The 17582-nt window shown below is 65.0% G+C and carries 13 protein-coding genes and 4 tRNA genes; 12 read left to right on the forward strand and 5 right to left on the reverse strand.

Translation table 11 applies throughout. The features are described 5' to 3' along the window. Positions 1 to 270 precede the first annotated feature (270 nt). On the reverse strand, positions 271 to 1338 hold the full coding sequence (locus ASD28_RS20460; protein WP_162252950.1) for a choice-of-anchor Q domain-containing protein: 1068 nt from the start codon (positions 1336 to 1338) through the stop codon (positions 271 to 273). 479 nt (positions 1339 to 1817) lie between these two features. Between ASD28_RS20460 and ASD28_RS20465 the strand changes: the two genes are divergently transcribed. Next, complete coding sequence (locus ASD28_RS20465; RefSeq protein WP_056132335.1) at positions 1818 to 2393, forward strand: methyltransferase domain-containing protein; 576 nt, start codon at positions 1818 to 1820, stop codon at positions 2391 to 2393. Between the two features lie 43 nt (positions 2394 to 2436). Here the strand turns inward: ASD28_RS20465 and uvrB are convergent, their stop codons facing one another. Further along, the gene (uvrB, locus tag ASD28_RS20470; protein ID WP_056132338.1) at positions 2437 to 4533 is read right to left on the reverse strand and encodes an excinuclease ABC subunit UvrB; all 2097 of its coding nucleotides are present in this window, start codon (positions 4531 to 4533) and stop codon (positions 2437 to 2439) included. Between the two features lie 108 nt (positions 4534 to 4641). Between uvrB and ASD28_RS20475 the strand changes: the two genes are divergently transcribed. The 3 genes from ASD28_RS20475 to ASD28_RS20485 all read left to right on the forward strand — a co-directional run bounded on the left by ASD28_RS20475 (position 4642) and on the right by ASD28_RS20485 (position 6117). Beyond that, a complete protein-coding gene (locus ASD28_RS20475; protein ID WP_082577643.1) occupies positions 4642 to 5853 on the forward strand; it encodes an amino acid aminotransferase in 1212 nt (403 codons plus the stop codon). Positions 5854 to 5898: 45 nt separating this feature from the next. Next, positions 5899 to 5974: transfer RNA gene (locus ASD28_RS20480), tRNA-Asn, on the forward strand. A 67-nt stretch (positions 5975 to 6041) separates the two neighbouring features. Continuing rightward, a tRNA-Asn gene (locus ASD28_RS20485) sits at positions 6042 to 6117 on the forward strand. Positions 6118 to 6159: 42 nt separating this feature from the next. On the opposite strand, the gene purT is transcribed toward ASD28_RS20485, so the two are convergent. Beyond that, entirely contained in the window at positions 6160 to 7362 is a 1203-nt protein-coding gene (gene purT, locus ASD28_RS20490; RefSeq protein ID WP_056132343.1) for a formate-dependent phosphoribosylglycinamide formyltransferase, read from the reverse strand. Positions 7363 to 7475: 113 nt separating this feature from the next. Between purT and ASD28_RS20495 the strand changes: the two genes are divergently transcribed. The 8 genes from ASD28_RS20495 (at position 7476) to ASD28_RS20530 (ending at position 14833) form a co-directional block, all read left to right on the forward strand. Next, positions 7476 to 7551 (forward strand) — tRNA-Asn (locus tag ASD28_RS20495). A gap of 52 nt (positions 7552 to 7603) precedes the next feature. After that, on the forward strand, positions 7604 to 8698 hold the full coding sequence (locus tag ASD28_RS20500; RefSeq protein ID WP_056132346.1) for an acyl-CoA dehydrogenase: 1095 nt from the start codon (positions 7604 to 7606) through the stop codon (positions 8696 to 8698). A gap of 22 nt (positions 8699 to 8720) precedes the next feature. After that, positions 8721 to 8796: transfer RNA gene (locus ASD28_RS20505), tRNA-Asn, on the forward strand. Between the two features lie 114 nt (positions 8797 to 8910). Next, a complete protein-coding gene (locus ASD28_RS20510; RefSeq protein ID WP_056132350.1) occupies positions 8911 to 10128 on the forward strand; it encodes a YeeE/YedE family protein in 1218 nt (405 codons plus the stop codon). A gap of 65 nt (positions 10129 to 10193) precedes the next feature. Then, positions 10194 to 11579: an MFS transporter gene (locus ASD28_RS20515; RefSeq protein WP_056132352.1), complete on the forward strand. Its 1386-nt coding sequence runs from the start codon at positions 10194 to 10196 to the stop codon at positions 11577 to 11579. 25 nt (positions 11580 to 11604) lie between these two features. Beyond that, positions 11605 to 12699: a tartrate dehydrogenase gene (locus tag ASD28_RS20520; protein ID WP_056132355.1), complete on the forward strand. Its 1095-nt coding sequence runs from the start codon at positions 11605 to 11607 to the stop codon at positions 12697 to 12699. 40 nt (positions 12700 to 12739) lie between these two features. Further along, a complete protein-coding gene (locus ASD28_RS20525; protein ID WP_229412311.1) occupies positions 12740 to 13084 on the forward strand; it encodes an HNH endonuclease in 345 nt (114 codons plus the stop codon). A 138-nt stretch (positions 13085 to 13222) separates the two neighbouring features. Next, positions 13223 to 14833, forward strand: coding sequence for a response regulator (locus tag ASD28_RS20530; protein ID WP_056132359.1), 1611 nt, complete (start codon positions 13223 to 13225; stop codon positions 14831 to 14833). Here ASD28_RS20530 and ASD28_RS20535 read toward each other — a convergent pair whose 3' ends face one another. Next, a complete protein-coding gene (locus ASD28_RS20535; RefSeq protein ID WP_056132362.1) occupies positions 14834 to 15292 on the reverse strand; it encodes a response regulator in 459 nt (152 codons plus the stop codon). Between the two features lie 18 nt (positions 15293 to 15310). Next, a complete protein-coding gene (locus ASD28_RS20540) occupies positions 15311 to 17554 on the reverse strand; it encodes an ATP-binding protein (RefSeq protein WP_056132365.1) in 2244 nt (747 codons plus the stop codon). Positions 17555 to 17582 lie beyond the last annotated feature (28 nt).

Consider the following 17582-nt stretch of genomic DNA (forward strand, 5'->3'; position numbering starts at 1 on the left):
CCTTTTGAGATTTGCTGGCGATAAATTGCCGGCAATTGGATATCATGTCGTCTGAAATCCATTGCTTACGCTATGCTCGTCAGTAATGGGATTTTTGATTAACTTCATGTGCTGCAGAGGCAGGGCGAGAAGGGGGACATTCCGTATTTGCGCACTCCGAATTCCACTGGCTTTGACGTTTTTACGCAATTCGGAAGCCGACATGAAAACACCCTACGAGCCTGGGCTTCGTAGGGTGTTAAGGAGCAGTGCCGGCGCTCTCGACAGGGTTTAGTTCGCGTTCGTCTCGTAGGCGCCCATGTCGATGTAATAGCCACGGGCCTTGCCGTCGAAGTCGGTCTGGGGCGCGTAGCTGGTCTGGCCCCTGTTGACGGCCGGCGACGTGGTCTTCAAGCGGTAGTTGCCGCCACCGTTGGAGAGGTAGCTGACGAACTGCGGATCGGTGCTGATGATGCCGGTCCTGGTGGCGCTGCTCGGGCTGGCCAGGTCGAAGTTCGTTCGGTTCGCATAGACCAGGTTGTTGGCGACGCTGTTGCCGACGTCTTCGGACGCGATCGGCCCCTGGATGCCGCCGCCGTTCGCATAGATGATGTTGTTGTGGATCTGGATGCCGCGGGTCGGGCAGCCGTTGTTGTAGGCTTCCTTGCAACCGCCGAAATACACGCCGTAGCCGCTGTTGGCGAACAGGGTGTTATTCATGACCAGGATGTTGTGGTCGTCATGGCCCATGTTGATGCCCTGGCTGGTCCCATTGACCACGTTATTGATGATCTTGCCCGACGACGAGTGGTAGATGCCCTGGATCCAGCCGCAGCCACCGCCGACATTGTTCACCCTGTTGCCGATGATGTCATAGTTGCTGTAGGCCGAACCGCGGCCCTGGTCGGCGACGATGCCGCCGCCGCCGCGGTTGTCGCAGCCCGAGGCCATCGCAACGTCGTGGATCCAGCTGTTCTTGACCGACGAATTGCCGCCATTCAGATAGATGCCGACACGCGCGGTGGTGCTGCCGGCGCCATTGATCTGGAAGCCGTCGATATCGGTATAGCCGCCCCGGGCGGTCCACATCGTATACGCGCTGCCGGCCGGACGCAGGATCGCGCCGTACTTCGTGTCCGAAACGAAGCGGATGCGCGCGGACGAGGTCCCGTTCACGGTCGAGGTGATGGTCTCGGTGTAGGTGCCGGGGGCCACGTGGATCGTATAACCGGGGCGTGCCAGGTTGGCGGCACGCTGGATGGTGCGCAGCGGGGCGGTGCTCGACGTGCCGGTGTTGGTGTCCCGGCCTGCGGTCGACACATAGAGGTCGGCCGCCGAGGCGACGGTACAAGTCATCATTGCGACCGCAAAACCGGTCAGCAGGGGGGCGGTCAATGCGTTGTTTGCGAACGAAAAATTTTTCAAGGGAAAGCCACTCATCAATAAACGAAGGAGTAACTTTGACGAGGGGAAACTGCCAAAGTTCAACGTTTCGCGAAATAAATTTCCCTGAGTAATAGTTTTTCTACAGAAGTTTCTCGTGCGTTATATGTGTGGTCTGATCAAAAACTTGATGGCCTGACGCCGTGTTCGACAACAACGGCGTCCGTTTGAACCGGCGAGCATGGCGCCGATTGACCATCGATAAAGGCCGCGCTAGCGAAGGTCGGGAAAATAGATGAAGTCCGAGCTTCGGATCATTTGTCGGAATGTCAATGGCTCACCACACTGAATCGACTCGCATTCAATTGCAAGGCAGAATCGCCACTTGGCTGAGACGACCGCTCGCCCATAAACTGCGCTCGCTTTCGAACAAGGCCGCGGGTGGAGTGAGCTGGATGGAGGACCAGCTGTTCGAAAAATGGCACGGCCTCGACTGCGGGGGCTTTATCGATGGGCACGAACTCGAAACCAGTTATTCGTCGGCGCGCGCGCACTCACGGGCCTACCAGGCCGTTACCTGCGTGGCGATGCGGGCGTTGCTCAATGAGGCAATGAAGACCGGCATCGTATTCGACCATTTCATCGATCTCGGTTCGGGCAAGGGAAAGGCGTGTTTTTATGCTGCCGCGAACTACCGGTTTCGACGGCTCGTCGGCGTCGAGTTTTCGGAGCCGCTGGTGCAGGCGGCGGACCGTAACGTCAGGAAATTTGGCGCCGATAATATCTGCTTCGTCAACGCCGACGCAGCCAGTTTCTCACTTCCGGCCGGAAATAATCTGGTCTACCTGTTCAACCCATTTGGCGAGGCGATCCTGCTCGAATTCCTGAAAAACAATATGGACAAGTTCAGGCGGAGCCAGTCGATCATCGCCTACGCCAACGACAAGCACCGGCTGTGCCTCGCAAAAGCCGGTTTTGTCACGCTCTTCAGGAACCAGGATTCCCAGAGCTCGCTGCACCAATACCTGTAAAGCAAAAGCGGCCACGAAGGCCGCTTTTGATCTGGTGTACTGCTTACTTGCCGAGGATAGACACGACGTTGTCCGCCCCCGGCGCGCCGAACGCCTGCTGCTTGAGGACATGCAACTGGTCGCGCACCTGCGCCGCCTTTTCGAACTCCAGGTTCTTGGCGTGGTCGACCATGAGCTTTTCGAGGCGCTTGATTTCTTTCGAAATCTGCTTCTCGCTCATCCCCTCGACCTTGGCCGCTTCCTCCGACAAGCCGTTGTCGTTCAGCATGGCCTTCTGCGCGGCCGCGCTGTAGACGCCGTCGATCATTTCCTTGATCTTCTTCTGCACGCCTTTCGGGGTGATGCCGTTCGCTGCGTTGAACGCGATCTGCTTGGCGCGGCGGCGTTCCGTTTCGTCGATCGCGCGCTTCATCGAATCCGTGATCTGGTCCGCGTACAGGATCGCCACGCCGTTCAGGTTGCGCGCCGCGCGGCCGATGGTCTGGATCAGCGAGCGTTCCGAACGCAGGAAGCCTTCCTTGTCGGCGTCCAGCACGGCCACGAGCGACACCTCCGGCAAGTCGAGACCCTCGCGCAGCAGGTTGATGCCGACGACGACGTCGAACGTGCCCAGGCGCAGGTCGCGCAGGATCTCCACGCGCTCCACCGTGTCGATGTCGCTGTGCAGGTAGCGCACCTTGATGCCGTGGTCGGACAGGTATTCCGTCAGCTGCTCGGCCATGCGCTTGGTCAGCGTCGTGACCAGCACGCGCTCGTCCTTCTTGATGCGGTCCGTGATCTCGCCCATCAGGTCGTCCACCTGCGAACGCGCGGGTTTCACGATGACCTGCGGGTCGACGAGACCCGTCGGACGCACGACCTGTTCGACGACGTTGTCGGCTTTTTGCTTTTCGTAGTCGGCCGGCGTCGCCGAGACGAAAATGCACTGGCGCATCTTGCTCTCGAATTCCGAGAATTTCAGCGGCCGGTTGTCGAGCGCGGAGGGCAGGCGGAAGCCGTAGTCGACGAGGTTAACCTTGCGCGAACGGTCGCCGTTGTACATGGCGTTCAGCTGCCCGATCATCACGTGCGACTCATCCATGAACATCAGCGCGTCTTTCGGCAGATAGTCGATCAAGGTCGGCGGCGGTTCGCCCGGCATCGAGCCGGACAGGTGGCGCGAGTAGTTCTCGATGCCTTTGGTAAAACCGACTTCGGCCAGCATCTCGAGGTCGAAGCGGGTGCGCTGCTCGAGGCGTTGTTCTTCCAGCAGCTTGCCCTGCTGGCGGAATTCCTCCAGGCGGTCGCGCAGCTCGGCCTTGATGGAGTCGACGGCCTTCAGCACGGTGGCGCGGCCGGTGACGTAGTGCGAGCCCGGGTAGACGGTGAAGCGCGGGATCTTCTGGCGCACTTTACCCGTCAGCGGATCGAACAATTGCAGCGATTCGATCTCGTCGTCGAACATTTCGACGCGGATCGCGAGCTCGGCGTGTTCGGCCGGGAAGATGTCGATGGTGTCGCCACGCACGCGGAACGTGCCGCGCGCGAAGTCCATTTCGTTGCGCGTGTACTGCATCTGGATCAGGCGCGCGATGACGTCGCGCTGTGCGACCTTGTCGCCTGTGCGCAACGTGAGAATCATCTTGTGGTACTCGTTCGGATTACCGATACCGTAGATGGCCGACACGGTCGCGACGATGACGACGTCGCGCCGCTCCATCAGCGACTTCGTGCACGACAACCGCATCTGTTCGATGTGCTCGTTGATCGACGAGTCCTTTTCGATGAACAGGTCGCGCTGCGGCACGTACGCTTCCGGCTGGTAATAGTCGTAGTACGAGACAAAGTACTCGACGGCATTCTGCGGGAAGAACTCGCGGAACTCCGCGTACAGCTGGGCCGCGAGGGTCTTGTTCGGGGCGAACACGATCGCCGGACGGCCGGCTCTGGCGATCACGTTGGCCATCGTATAAGTCTTGCCGGAACCGGTCACGCCGAGCAGCGTCTGGTACATCAGGCCGTCCTCGATGCCTTCCACCAGGCCGTCGATCGCCGTGGGCTGGTCGCCCGCGGGCGGGAAGGGCTGGTGCAGCTTGAACGGGGAATCCGGGAACGTGATGACGGTAGGTGCTGGTGAATTTGCAACCGATAAATCTGCCATTGGATCAGACCTTTGCTAGAATGAGAATCCGCCTGCGACCGAGCAACTCTCGAGGTCGCTGTCTATACAACCGCTGCGAAACCCAGCCGACAAACCAAGTTTATCACGATGAATTCCCCAGCTACTGCCAGCATCTTCAGCGCCATCGCCATGGCTCCCCGCGATCCGATCCTCGGCATCACCGAGGCCTTCAATGCAGACACCAACCCCGCCAAGATCAATCTGGGCGTGGGCGTCTACTACGATGACAACGGGAAAGTGCCGCTGCTGGAATGCGTGCAGAAAGCGGAAGCGAAGTTGATGGAACAACCGACGCCGCGTACCTACCTGCCGATCGAAGGCCTGGGTGCGTACGACAAGGCTGTGCAAGAACTCGTATTTGGTGCCGATAGCGCCGTAATTCAAGAGAAACGTGCAGTCACGGTGCAAGCCCTGGGCGGCACCGGCGCGCTGAAGATCGGCGCCGACTTCCTGAAGCGCTTCGCGCCGGATTCGCAAGTCTACATCAGCGACCCGAGCTGGGAGAACCACCGCGCCCTGTTCGAAAGCGCCGGCTTCACCGTCAACAACTACGCCTACTACGACGCGGCCACGCACGGCGTCAACTTCGAAGGCATGCTGGCCGCGCTGAAAGCGATGCCGGAAGGCGCCATCGTCGTCCTGCACGCCTGCTGCCACAACCCGACCGGCGCCGAACTGAACGCCGACCAGTGGGGCCAGGTGATCGAGGTCGTGCGCGCCAACAACCTGATCCCGTTCCTCGACATGGCCTACCAGGGCTTTGGCGACGGCATCGCCGAAGACGGCGCTGTTGTGCGCCGCTTCACCGCTACCCCCGGCCCGCTGCTCGTGTCGAACTCGTTCTCGAAGTCGTTCTCGCTGTACGGCGAGCGCGTCGGCGCGCTGTCCGTCGTCGCATCGACCGCGGAAGAGGCTGCCCGCCTGCTGTCGCAGCTGAAGCGCATCGTCCGCACCAACTACTCGAACCCGCCGACGCACGGCGGCAAGGTCGTCGCGACCGTCCTGTCCACGCCGGAACTGCGCCAGCTGTGGGAAGACGAGCTGGCCGGCATGCGCGTCCGCATCAAGCAGATGCGTGACGAGCTGGTCAAGAAGCTGGCCGAAAAGGCACCGGGCTCGGACTTCGAGTTCGTGCGCAAGCAGGTCGGCATGTTCTCGTACTCGGGCCTGACGAAGGAGCAGGTCGAGAAGCTGCGCGCGGAATCGATCTACGCCGTGGACACCGGCCGCATCTGCGTCGCTGCCCTGAACTCGAAGAACATCGATCGCGTCGTTGACGCCATCGCAAAAGTTCTCTAAAATCTCGCTTCTTTCGCTGCGGCATCTGTCGTAGCGAAAGACGATTCCCTGATAGCTCAGTCGGTAGAGCGACGGACTGTTAATCCGCAGGTCCCTGGTTCGAGTCCAGGTCGGGGAGCCAGATTTTCGCACGGTTGGCCTGCCAACTTTGCAAGCCGTTGGTGAGCGGCTATAATACGACCACCTATTCCCTGATAGCTCAGTCGGTAGAGCGACGGACTGTTAATCCGCAGGTCCCTGGTTCGAGTCCAGGTCGGGGAGCCAGAATATCAGAAGGGGCATCGAGCGATCGATGCCCCTTTTTCGTTATCGGCCCGATACCGGCTTGACCTTCGACGCCGCCTCCAGCGCCCGTGCGCGCGCCGTCTCGACATCCTCCGCCGTCGCCAGCGCCACGCCCATGCGGCGGCGCGCGAAGGATTCCGGCTTGCCGAACAGGCGGATGTCGCTGCCCGGCACGCGCAGCGCGTCGGCCACGCCTTCGAACGCGATAGCCGCTTCCTCCAGCTGGCCGTAGATCACGGCGGACGCACCCGGCGCGCGCAGCGCCGTGTTCACGGGCAGGCCCAGGATCGCCTTGGCGTGCAGCTCGAATTCGCTCTGCACCTGCGTCGCCATCGTCACCATGCCGGTGTCGTGCGGGCGCGGGCTCACTTCCGAGAACCACACCATGTCGCCCTTGACGAACAGCTCGACGCCGAACACGCCCTGGCCGCCCAGGTTCGCCGTGACCTTTTCGGCGATCTCCTGCGCGCGCTGCAGCGCGAGCGGTGCCATCGGCTGCGGCTGCCACGATTCGACGTAGTCGCCATGTACCTGCTTGTGGCCGATCGGCTCGCAGAAGCGCGTCTCGACGTTGCCATCGGCACCGACCGCGCGCACGGTCAGCAAGGTGATCTCGTAATCGAAGTCGATGAAGCCTTCGACGATCACGCGGCCCGCGTCCACGCGCCCGCCGGACGCGGCGTAGTTCCAGGCGCTCTCGACGTCGGCCGCGCTGTCCAGCTTCGACTGGCCCTTGCCCGACGACGACATCACGGGTTTCACGACGTTCGGAAAGCCGATCTCGGCGCAGGCGGTCTTGAGCTCGTCGAGGCTGGACGCGAAGCGGTACGGCGACGTGGCCAGGCCCAACTCTTCGGCGGCGAGGCGGCGGATGCCTTCGCGGTTCATCGTCAGCTGCGCGGCGCGCGCGGTCGGGATGCACGTGATGGTCCCGGCCGCTTCCAGCTCGGCCAGCTTCGCGGTCGCGATCGCCTCGATCTCCGGCACGACGAGGTCGGGCCGCTCCCGCTCGATCAGCGCGGCGAGGGCGGCGCCGTCCGTCATGTCGATGACGTGCGCGCGGTGCGCGACCTGGTGGCCGGGCGCGTTCGGGTAGCGGTCGACGGCGATCACTTCGATGCCGAGCCGTTGCAGCGCGATGATGACTTCCTTGCCGAGCTCGCCAGAGCCGAGCAGCATGACTTTGGTTGCGGAAGGGGAGAGGGGAGTGCCGAGGGTGGTCATTGGTCAGTAGGGGCAGGTCGGGAAGAGGGCGACTATAGCAAACAGTGCTTACGGACGCACGCCGCGGGCGCGATTTGGCAATTCGCGGATTCCTGCTATAATATTGCCTCAATTCCCTGATAGCTCAGTCGGTAGAGCGACGGACTGTTAATCCGCAGGTCCCTGGTTCGAGTCCAGGTCGGGGAGCCAGAATTCAAAAGGCCGCGTTATCCAACGCGGCCTTTTTCGTTTCCGCCCTGCCATGACTATCCTTTCCTCGCGCGACGCCGCCCGCATCGACCACTACGCCGCCGCGGCCGACACGGACGGCTGGCTGCACCCCGTCCACCAGGCCCTGATCCACCACCGCGGCTGGCTGCGCATGCTGGCGCCGCGCGCCGTCGGCGGGGAAGAGCGGCCGCTGCCGGACGTCGTGCGGCTGGAAGAAGCCATCGCCCGCGTCGACGGCAGCGTCGGCTGGACCGTCACCCTGTGCGCCGGCGCCGGCTGGTTCGCGGGCTTCCTGCCGCCGCACCTGGCCCGCGCGATCCTGGCCACGCCCCGCGCCTGCCTCGCGGGCAGCGGCGCCCCGACGGGATACGCTGACCGCGAGGGCGACGGCTGGCGCGTCGAGGGCGAATGGGACTACGCGAGCGGCGCGCCGATGGCCACGCATTTCACGTTCAACGCCTTCCTGCGCGCGGACGGCCGGCCGCTGCTCGATGCGGATGGCCAGCCGCGCATCCAGGCGTTCGTGGTGCCGAAGGCGATCGTCGAGATCGTGCCCCGCTGGCGCAGCATCGGCCTGCGCGCGACGGCGTCGCACGCCTACCGCGTCCGCGGCGCGTGGGTCCATGCCGACCACGGCTTCGTGATCGACCCGGCCGCCGCGCGCGAGCAGGGGCCGCTGTACCGTTTTCCATTTCTCCCGTTCGCCTTCGTCACGCTGGCCGCGAACGTGGCCGGGATGGCGTCCCACTTCGTCGACCTGGCCCATGCCTGCATCGCGCGCCGGCGCAACCGGTTCGGCGCCCGGAACGAGCTGTTGATCGACGTGCCCGCCGTGCGCGCCGTGCTGGATGATGCCCGCGGCAGGCTGGACGACGTGCGTGCGCGCTTCTACGCCCTGCTCGACGCGACGTGGGCCGACGTCGTCGCCGGCGCCGACGTCGCGGACGAACAGGCCGCGCAGATGCAGGCGCTGGCACAGGAGTGGGTCGCCGCGTCGCGCCACGCCGTCGACACGCTGTATCCGTACTGCGGCCTCGTGGCGGCCAGCGCGGACAGCGCCATCAACCGCGTCTGGCGCGACTTCCACACGGCGTCGCAACACGCGCTCTTGCTGCCGCAGAGCTGAGCCGCTATAATGCGGCCTCTTTTCCCTGATAGCTCAGTCGGTAGAGCGACGGACTGTTAATCCGCAGGTCCCTGGTTCGAGTCCAGGTCGGGGAGCCAGAATTCAAAATGGGCGTCGAGAAATCGATGCCCATTTTCGTTTTTGCCCGCCCCAGCAGGAAACAAAAAAACGAGCGAAAATAACGACTTACGTTATCCCGAGATCGTTTCCTAATGTCTACTGCAGCTTCTCCAACATTCCCCCGTGGCGCCGACGTCAACCCGAAACCGCTGGGCGTCGCGCTGTTGCTCATCATCGTCGGCGCGTGGTACCTCGCGCAAACCGTCGGTGCGAAGCACGCGGCGTTGTTCGTCGTCGGCGCGCTGCTCGGCCTCGCGCTGTACCACGCCGCATTCGGCTTCACGTCCGCGTGGCGCGTCTTCATCGCGGACGGCCGCGGCGCCGGCCTGCGCGCGCAGATGATCATGCTCGCCGTCGGCGTCGCGCTGTTCTTCCCGGCACTGTCCGCAGGCACCCTGTTCGGCAATCCCGTCAACGGGCTCGTGTCGCCTGCGGGCACGTCCGTGATCGTCGGCGCGTTCATGTTCGGCATCGGCATGCAACTGGGCGGCGGTTGCGCGTCCGGCACGCTGTACACGGTCGGCGGCGGCAGCACGCGCATGATCGTGACTTTGCTGGCGTTCATCGCCGGCTCCGTCATCGCCACGGCACACATGCCGTTCTGGACGTCGCTGCCGCAACTGAAACCGGTCTCGCTCGTGAAGACGCTGGGCCTGGCCCCCGCGCTGCTGCTCAACTGGGCCGTGTTCGCGCTGATCGCGTTCATCACCGTCGTCGTCGAGAAGCGCCGGCACGGCCGCCTCGTCGACCCGACCGTGCGGCCCGCGCACGCGTCGCCGTGGCTGCACGGGCCGTGGCCGCTGGTCGCCGGCGCCGTCGCGCTCGTCGTGCTGAATTTCGCGACGCTCGCGCTGTCGGGCCGGCCGTGGGGCGTGACGTCCGCGTTCGCGCTGTGGGGCGCCAAGGCCGCGCAGGCGGTCGGCATCGACACGGCAAGCTGGACGTACTGGTCGACGAAGGCGAACGCCGCAGCGCTGGCCGCACCCGTGTCGCACGACGTGACGTCCGTGATGGACATCGGCATCGTGCTGGGCGCGATGCTGGCGGCGGCGCTGGCGGGCCGCTATGCGCCCGTGTGGCGCGTGCCGCTGCGCTCGCTCCTCGCGGCCGTCGTCGGCGGCTTGATGCTCGGCTATGGCGCGCGGCTCGCGTACGGCTGCAATATCGGCGCCTACTTCAGCGGCATCGTGTCGGGCAGCCTGCACGGCTGGCTGTGGCTCGTGGCTGCGTTCACCGGCAACGTGTTCGGTACGCGGCTGCGTCCGCTGTTCGGGCTCGAGGTCGAGCGGGTGAAGCCGAGCGGCTGCTGAGGCCGGTCCGCTGCACGCTTCGCCGGACAGGCCTACAATCGATCCTTTTGCCGTCAGGATCGAGCATGCAAGCAGCAGTCAATACAACACCTCTCGAACAGGACGGATTACCCGCGGGTCCGCGCGCCTGGGCCATTCTCGCTCTCGCGCTCGGCGTGGGCATGTCATCCCTCGATACCGCCATCGCCAACACCGCGTTGCCCGCGATGGCGCAGCAATTGCACGCCACGCCGGCCGACTCCGTGTGGATCGTGAATGCCTATCAGCTGGCCATGGTCGCCACCTTGCTGCCGATCGCGGCGCTGGGCGAAACCATCGGCTACCGCCGCGTCTACGTGGCCGGCATGGCCCTGTTCACGGTGGCATCGCTCGCGTGCGCGCTCGCGTGGTCGCTGCCCGTGCTGATCGTCGGGCGCCTGTTCCAGGGCCTCGGCGCCAGCGCCATCATGGGCGTTAACACGGCGCTGCTGCGCGCCACGTATCCGGCGAAACTGCTGGGACGCGGCTTCGGCACCAATGCCCTCGTCGTCGCGGTCGGCTTCGCGCTCGGGCCGAGCCTCGCGTCGATCATCCTTGCTGCATCGTCGTGGCAATGGCTGTTTGGCATCAACGTGGTGCCGGGCATCGTCGCGTTCTTCATGGCGCGCAAGGTGCTGCCGGAAACGCGCCGCGCGACCCACCGCGTCGACCGGCTCGCCGGCGTCTACAACGTCGTCGCGTTTTCGATGGCCGTGCTGGCGCTGGGCGATGCCGCGCACCGCGTGGACATGAAGACGTTGTTGCCGGAGGCGTTGATCGCGCTGGTATTTTTCGGCCTGCTGTTGCGCCGCGAGCGCGGCCATCCGGCACCGCTGTTGCCGGTGGACCTGTTCCGCCGTCCCCTGTTCGCGCTGTCGACCATCACCGCCATCTGCACGTTCGCCGCGCAGGCGCTGGCGTTCGTCGCGCTGCCGTTCTTTTTCGAGACGACGCTCGGCCGTTCGCCCGTCGAGACGGGCTTCCTGATGACGCCGTGGCCCGTGATGGTCGGGATCATGGCGCCCGTCGCCGGACGATTGAGCGACCGGTATTCGCCGGGCCTGCTGGGCGGCATCGGCCTGTTGATCCTCGCGGCCGGCCTGGTCACGATGATGAGCCTGCCGGCAGCGCCGTCCGCCTTCGACATCGGCTGGCGCATGGCCGTGTGCGGCATCGGCTTCGGCTTTTTCCAGGCGCCGAACGTGAAGGCGATCATGGGCAGTGCGCCCGGCTCGCGTGCCGGCAGCGCCAGCGGCATGGTCGCCACCGCGCGCCTGACGGGCCAGGCGACGGGCGCCGCGCTCGTCGCATTCTGCCTTACCATCTCCCATGTACGCGGTCCGTGGATCGCGCTCGGCATCGCCGCCGCGTTCTCGTTCGCGGCCAGCGTGGCCAGTTTCTCGCGCCTCGTCGTTGCGGCGCCCGCGGTGTGAGTCTTACCATTCAAGAAAGAACCAAATGACACGACGTTTCAGGATCGCCGCCATCGCCGGCGACGGCATCGGCAAGGAAGTCCTGCCGGAAGGCCTGAAGGTATTGGCGGCCGCGGCCGAGCGCTTCGGCCTGCAGCTCGAGTTCACGCATTTCCCGTGGGCCAGCTGCGACTGGTATATGCAGCACGGCGAGATGATGCCTCCCGACTGGAAAGCGCAATTGTCCGGCATGGACGCCATCTATTTCGGCGCCGTCGGCTGGCCCGCGCTGGTGCCCGACCATATCTCGCTGTGGGGCTCGCTGCTCAAGTTCCGCCGCGAATTCGACCAGTACATCAACCTGCGCCCGGTACGCCTGTTCGAAGGCGTGCCGTGCCCGCTGGCCGGCCGCAAGCCGGGCGACATCGACTTTTTCGTGGTGCGCGAAAACACGGAAGGCGAGTACACGAACCTGGGCGGCGTGATGTTCCCGGACACCGAGCGCGAGATGGTGATCCAGGAATCCGTGTTCACGCGTTACGGCACCGACCGCGTGCTGCAGTATGCGTTCGAGCTCGCGAACGCGCGCCAGCGCAAGCATGTGACGGTGGCGACCAAGTCGAACGGCATCGCCATCAGCATGCCGTGGTGGGACGGCCGCGCGGACGCGATCCACGCCGACTACCCGGACGTCACCGTCGACAAGCAGCACATCGACATCCTGACGGCCCGCTTCGTGCTGCAGCCCGACCGCTTCGACGTCGTCGTGGCGTCGAATTTGTTCGGCGACATCTTGTCCGACCTCGGCCCGGCGTGCACGGGCACGATCGGCCTGGCGCCGTCCGGCAACCTGAATCCGGACCGCAGGTTCCCGTCGCTGTTCGAACCCGTGCACGGCTCCGCGCCGGACATCGCCGGCAAGGGCATCGCCAACCCCATCGCGATGATCTGGTCGGGCGCGATGATGCTGTCGTTCCTCGCCGCCGGCGCCGACGCCGATCCGCGCTGCGGCGAGGCGCACGATGCGATCGTGGCCGCGATCGAGGACGTGCTGCGCGAAGGACCGCGCACGGGCGACCTGGGCGGCACGGCGACGACGGTCGAGGTGGGCGACGCCATCGCCGCGCGCGTACGCGGCTGACGATGCTTTAAACGGGCCCGGCCGCCCCGATATCAGGAACATGGCGCGCCGTTCCCGTATTCCCGACTTCGATTCTCCTGCCCAGCCTGCCGCGGCGGACAGCCCGTGTCCGCTGTGCGGCCGGCCGCTCGGCACGGTCAACATCGACCGGCATCACCTGATCCCCAAGTCCCTGAAGGGCAGGGAACAGTTCCCTATCCATAAGATCTGCCATCGCAAGATTCATGCGACGTTTTCCGAGCGCGAACTGCTGCGGGCTTATCACACGTGGGAGGCGCTCAAGAGCGATAACGATATCCGGGCGTTCGTCGACTGGGTGGTGAAAAAGCCTCCGGAGTTTTATGCGCGGACGTTCACGTCGAATAAGAAGAAAGGGCGTGACTGACCGGTATGATCAGGATGGCATCGCTTATGTCGCACGATTGAATCGAACGTCCCCCCTGTCGTGCTTGGTGTTAAAATCAGTTCTTACTTTTTTGCAATTCTGGTTCCTTTTTTCAATGCCGCTATCCCCGCAGTTGCAATGAACCAAGAAGACTCGAACGCCTGCTCGGTTCTCCTGATCGACGACGAACCCTTTGCCGAGGACATCATCTCCCACGGCATGAAGGGATGCGCCGCCTATGCGTTGCGCTATGCCCGCGATCCCGGCATGGCGGTCGAGTTGGCCAAGGAAGTCGGCGCGACGGTCGTGCTCGTCGACCTGCGCATGCCCGAGATCGATGGCTTCGAAGTCACCCGCCGCCTGCGCGCGGACAAGGACACCGAACACATTCCCGTCGTCCTGTTGTCGTCCGAAGAAGATCCCGAGATCAAGGCGAAAGCGTTCGCCCTCGGCGCCAACGATTACCTCGTCAAGTGGCCCGATCCGCGCGAACTCGTCGCACGCGTGCGTTACCACAGCGATGCCTGCATCGCGCGGCGCCAGCGCGATGCGGCGTTCGTGTCGTTGCGTCTTAGCCAGGAACAACTGGCCGCCAGCCAGTCGGCGCTGCACCAGGCGCAGAAGATGGAGGCGATCGGCCAGTTGACGGGCGGCGTCGCGCACGATTTCAACAACGTGCTGCAGATCATCGGCGGCAACCTGCAATTACTGAAACTGGTGGGCAACCTGAACGATGCCGGCAAGGCGCGCGTCGACATGGCGCTGGCCGGCGTGGAGCGCGGGGCCAAGCTGTCGTCGCACCTGCTCGCCTTTGCCCGCCGCCAGCCGCTGCAGGCCGTCGTGATCAATCCCGGCCATTTGCTGCGCGAAATGGACGACATGATGCGGCGCGTGCTCGGTCCGCGCGCGCGCGTCGTGACGGAGATCGCGGCCGGCCTGGGCAGCACGCTCGTCGATCCGAACCAGCTCAACAACGTGCTGCTGAACCTCGCGATCAATGCGCGCGATGCGATGGCGGGCGGCGGTACGCTGACGATCCGCGCCGCCAATGCCGGGCCCGACGGCGCGTTGCCGACGGAAGTGCCGCGCGGCCATTATGTGCTGATCGAAGTGGCGGACTCGGGCAAGGGCATGGCGCCCGAAGTGCTGGAGCGCGCGTTCGAGCCGTTCTTCACGACCAAGCCGACGGGGCAGGGGACGGGCCTGGGCCTGTCGATGGCGTACGGGTTCGTCAAGCAGTCCGGCGGCGAGATCGTGCTGAGGAGCGAGCCGGGCAAGGGCACCAGCGTGCGCATCTACCTGCCGCGCAGCGAGGCCGAGCCGCAGCACGCGGAACAGGCGCCGACGGCGCCGCTGCTGGGTGGCATCGAGACGATCCTCGTCGTCGAGGACGAGGAAGACGTGCGCAGCACGACTTGCGGTATTCTGTCCGCGCTCGGCTACAAGGTGCTGGAGGCGCCGGATGCGGCGAAGGCCGTGGAGATCGTCGAGAGCGGCCAGCACATCGACCTCGTGTTCACGGACGTGATCATGCCGGGCCCGGTGAGCAGCCTGCAACTGGGCGAGGTGGTGCGTGCGCGCCTGCCGCAGGCGCAGATCCTGTACACGTCGGGCTATGCGGAGGGCGTGCTGGCGCACGAAGGGAAACTGGAGGCATCCGTCAACCTGTTGCAGAAGCCTTACCACCCGGACGCGCTCAGCGCGCGCATCCGGCACCTGCTGCGGCGGCGCCAGGTCGCGATGATGTGATTACTTGTTGGGCTTGACGTAGCGCTGCGACCCCGGCGGCGGTTCGTTCAGCACGGCCCAGAAAATGCCCAGGTCCGCGATCGCGCGCACGAATTCCGTGAAATCCACCGGCTTGACGACGTAGGCATTCACGCCCAACTCGTAGCTGCGCACGAGGTCCTGTTCTTCCTTCGACGACGTCAGCATCACCACCGGCAGGGGCTTGAGCCCGTTCGTGCTGCGGACTTCGCGCAGGACTTCCAATCCATCCACTTTCGGCAACTTCAGGTCGAGCAGGACGACGGCCGGATTGCCGGCCGGGCGCGATGCGTATTCGCCGCGGCGGTGCAGGTAGTCCAGCGCTTCGGCGCCGTCGCGCACGATGATGACCTGGTTGGCGAGCTGGCTCTTGGACAGCGCGATCAGCGTGAGTTCGAGATCGTTCGGGTTGTCTTCGACCAGCAGGATGGGTTTGAGCATGGATGTCTTCGTAAGCTTTCAGTGAGATGAGTCTGGTTTGGGCAGCGCGAACGAGAACGTCGCGCCTTCGCCCTGCACGGAGTCGGCCCAGACGCGGCCGTTGTGGCGCTCGACGATGCGGCGCACGTTCGCCAGGCCGATGCCCGTCCCCTGGAAGTCCTCCATCCGGTGCAGGCGCTGGAACACGCCGAACAGTTTGTGCACGTACTCCATGTTGAAGCCGGCGCCGTTGTCCGCCACGTGGAAGACCGTCTCGTGCGGATGGTCTTCGGCGGACACGCGGATCACGGCCGGATCGCGCTGGCCCGTGAACTTGACGGCATTGGCCAGCAGGTTGAACAAGGCCAGGTGCAGGAAAGTCGGGTCGGCCCAGGCTTCCGGCAGAGTGCCGATGTTCCACTCGATGTTGCGGCCGCGCGTTTCCAGCGCCAGCTTGTCGAGGCAGGACGCGACGAGGTCGTTCATGTCGACCGTCGTCGGGCGCAGCGAGGCGCGGCCCATCTGCGAGAACGACAGCAGGTCGTCGACGAGCTTGCCGGCCAGGCGAGCGGCTTCCTTGATGTTCTTGAGGAAGCGCTGGCGCTGCTGGGCGTCCTCGCTGCCGGCCGATTCGAGCAGCAGGTCGGCAAAGCCGACGATGTGGCGCAGCGGCGCGCGCAGGTCGTGCGACACGGAGTACGAGAACGCTTCCAGTTCCTTGTTCGCGCGGCCCAGTTCCTCGGCCAGTTCGGCCATCTGCTCCGCGCGTTCGAGCGCGATGCCGAGGAGGGCGGTGCGGAATTCCAGCGCCATCTCGATCTCGCCCTGGTGCCACGGCTGGCTCGTGCCGTGGATCGTCTCGCGCCACGCGTCGAAGCTCGTGCGCGGCGACAGCTGCGTCGGCGCGCCCGTTGCGGCCGCCTTCGCGTGCGGATTGCCCGCCCACTCGATCGTGTGCACCCACTCGGGACGGAACCACAGCAGGTAGTGCTTGTGGATGCGCGAGATCGGCATCGCGAGCAGGCCGCTGGCGTTGCGCGTGAGGCGTTCCGCCGGCGGATACTGCGCGGACAGTTTATCGGTGTGGAACACGTCGCCGTGGTCGTGCAGCGTGAGCCAGTCGACGAGGGCGCGGATGTCGTCTTCCTCCGGCGTGTCGCCGTACGTGAGGACGCGGCCGTCGACCATGATCGCCGCGCCCGACGCGCGCGCGAAGCGCAGCAGGTCCGGGAACACATTGACCAGGTTCTCGACGAAGTCGCTGCCCTGCGTGAGGCCGGCGAGCATCGACACCATCGTGCGCCGCACTTCGAGGCGGAACTGCAGGTCGGCCGCGTCCTCGCGCGATTCGATGCACAGCGCGAGGATCTGGCCCAGCTGCTCGCACGCCGTGCGCTTTTCGAAGGCGATCGGGATCGGTCCCTCGTTGTGGCACGAGATCAGTCCCCACAGCTTGCCCTTGACCATCAGCGACACGGACATCGACGCGAGCGTGTTCATGTTGCGCATGTACTGCAGGTGCACCGGCGAGACGCTGCGCAGCGCCGCGAACGACAAATCGTTCGGCCGGCCCGTGACGGGGTTCAGCGCCGGCACGAGCGGGGCGGGCACGTAGGTCGCGTCCTGGATCAGGCGGATGCGCGACAGCTTGTACAGCTCGCGCGCCTGCGCCGGGATGTCGGACGCGGGGAAGTGCTGCCCCATGTACGAGTGATAGCGTTCGTCGCGCGCTTCCGCCGTCACGTGGCCGTGGCCGTCCGCGTCGAACTGGTAGACGAGCACACGCCCGAAACCCGTCACGGAGCGAATATGCTGGCAGGCCAGGCTCGCCAGCGCTTCGATGCCGGTCGCGTCGTTCACCTTCAGCAGGAAGTCGCCGATCAGCGGGTACAAGTGGCGGAAATCCGCCGCTTCCGCGCGGTCGACGGCTTCGAATTCGGCGATGATCACGCCATCCCATTCGTGGGCCAGCACGTCGAAGTGGTGGCCGTTGGCCGTCGTGATCGTGCCGGCGTAGTACGGGCGCGGACCCAGGTCGGCCGCCAGCTCGGGCGCGATACGCTGCGCCGCCGCGGCGCCGATCACGGCCGCCAGCGGCTGCCCGACGGCGTCCCTCGCCGCGACGCCGGTCCAGTCGCCCACGTTGCCACTGGCCTGCAGCACGGCCAGGTCGGGCGCGAGCGTCAGCAGGAAACCGTGCGGCTGGATGCTGCCGGGCGTGCGGATCGGTTCCTTGTCGCAGGTCGACAGGTCGAGGACGGGTACGGTGGCGGCCTGGGTCATGGGTGGTAAACGGCGTGGGAAACGTCGG

Source organism: Massilia sp. Root133 (assembly GCF_001426525.1).
Lineage (GTDB): Bacteria > Pseudomonadota > Gammaproteobacteria > Burkholderiales > Burkholderiaceae_D > Telluria > Telluria orientalis.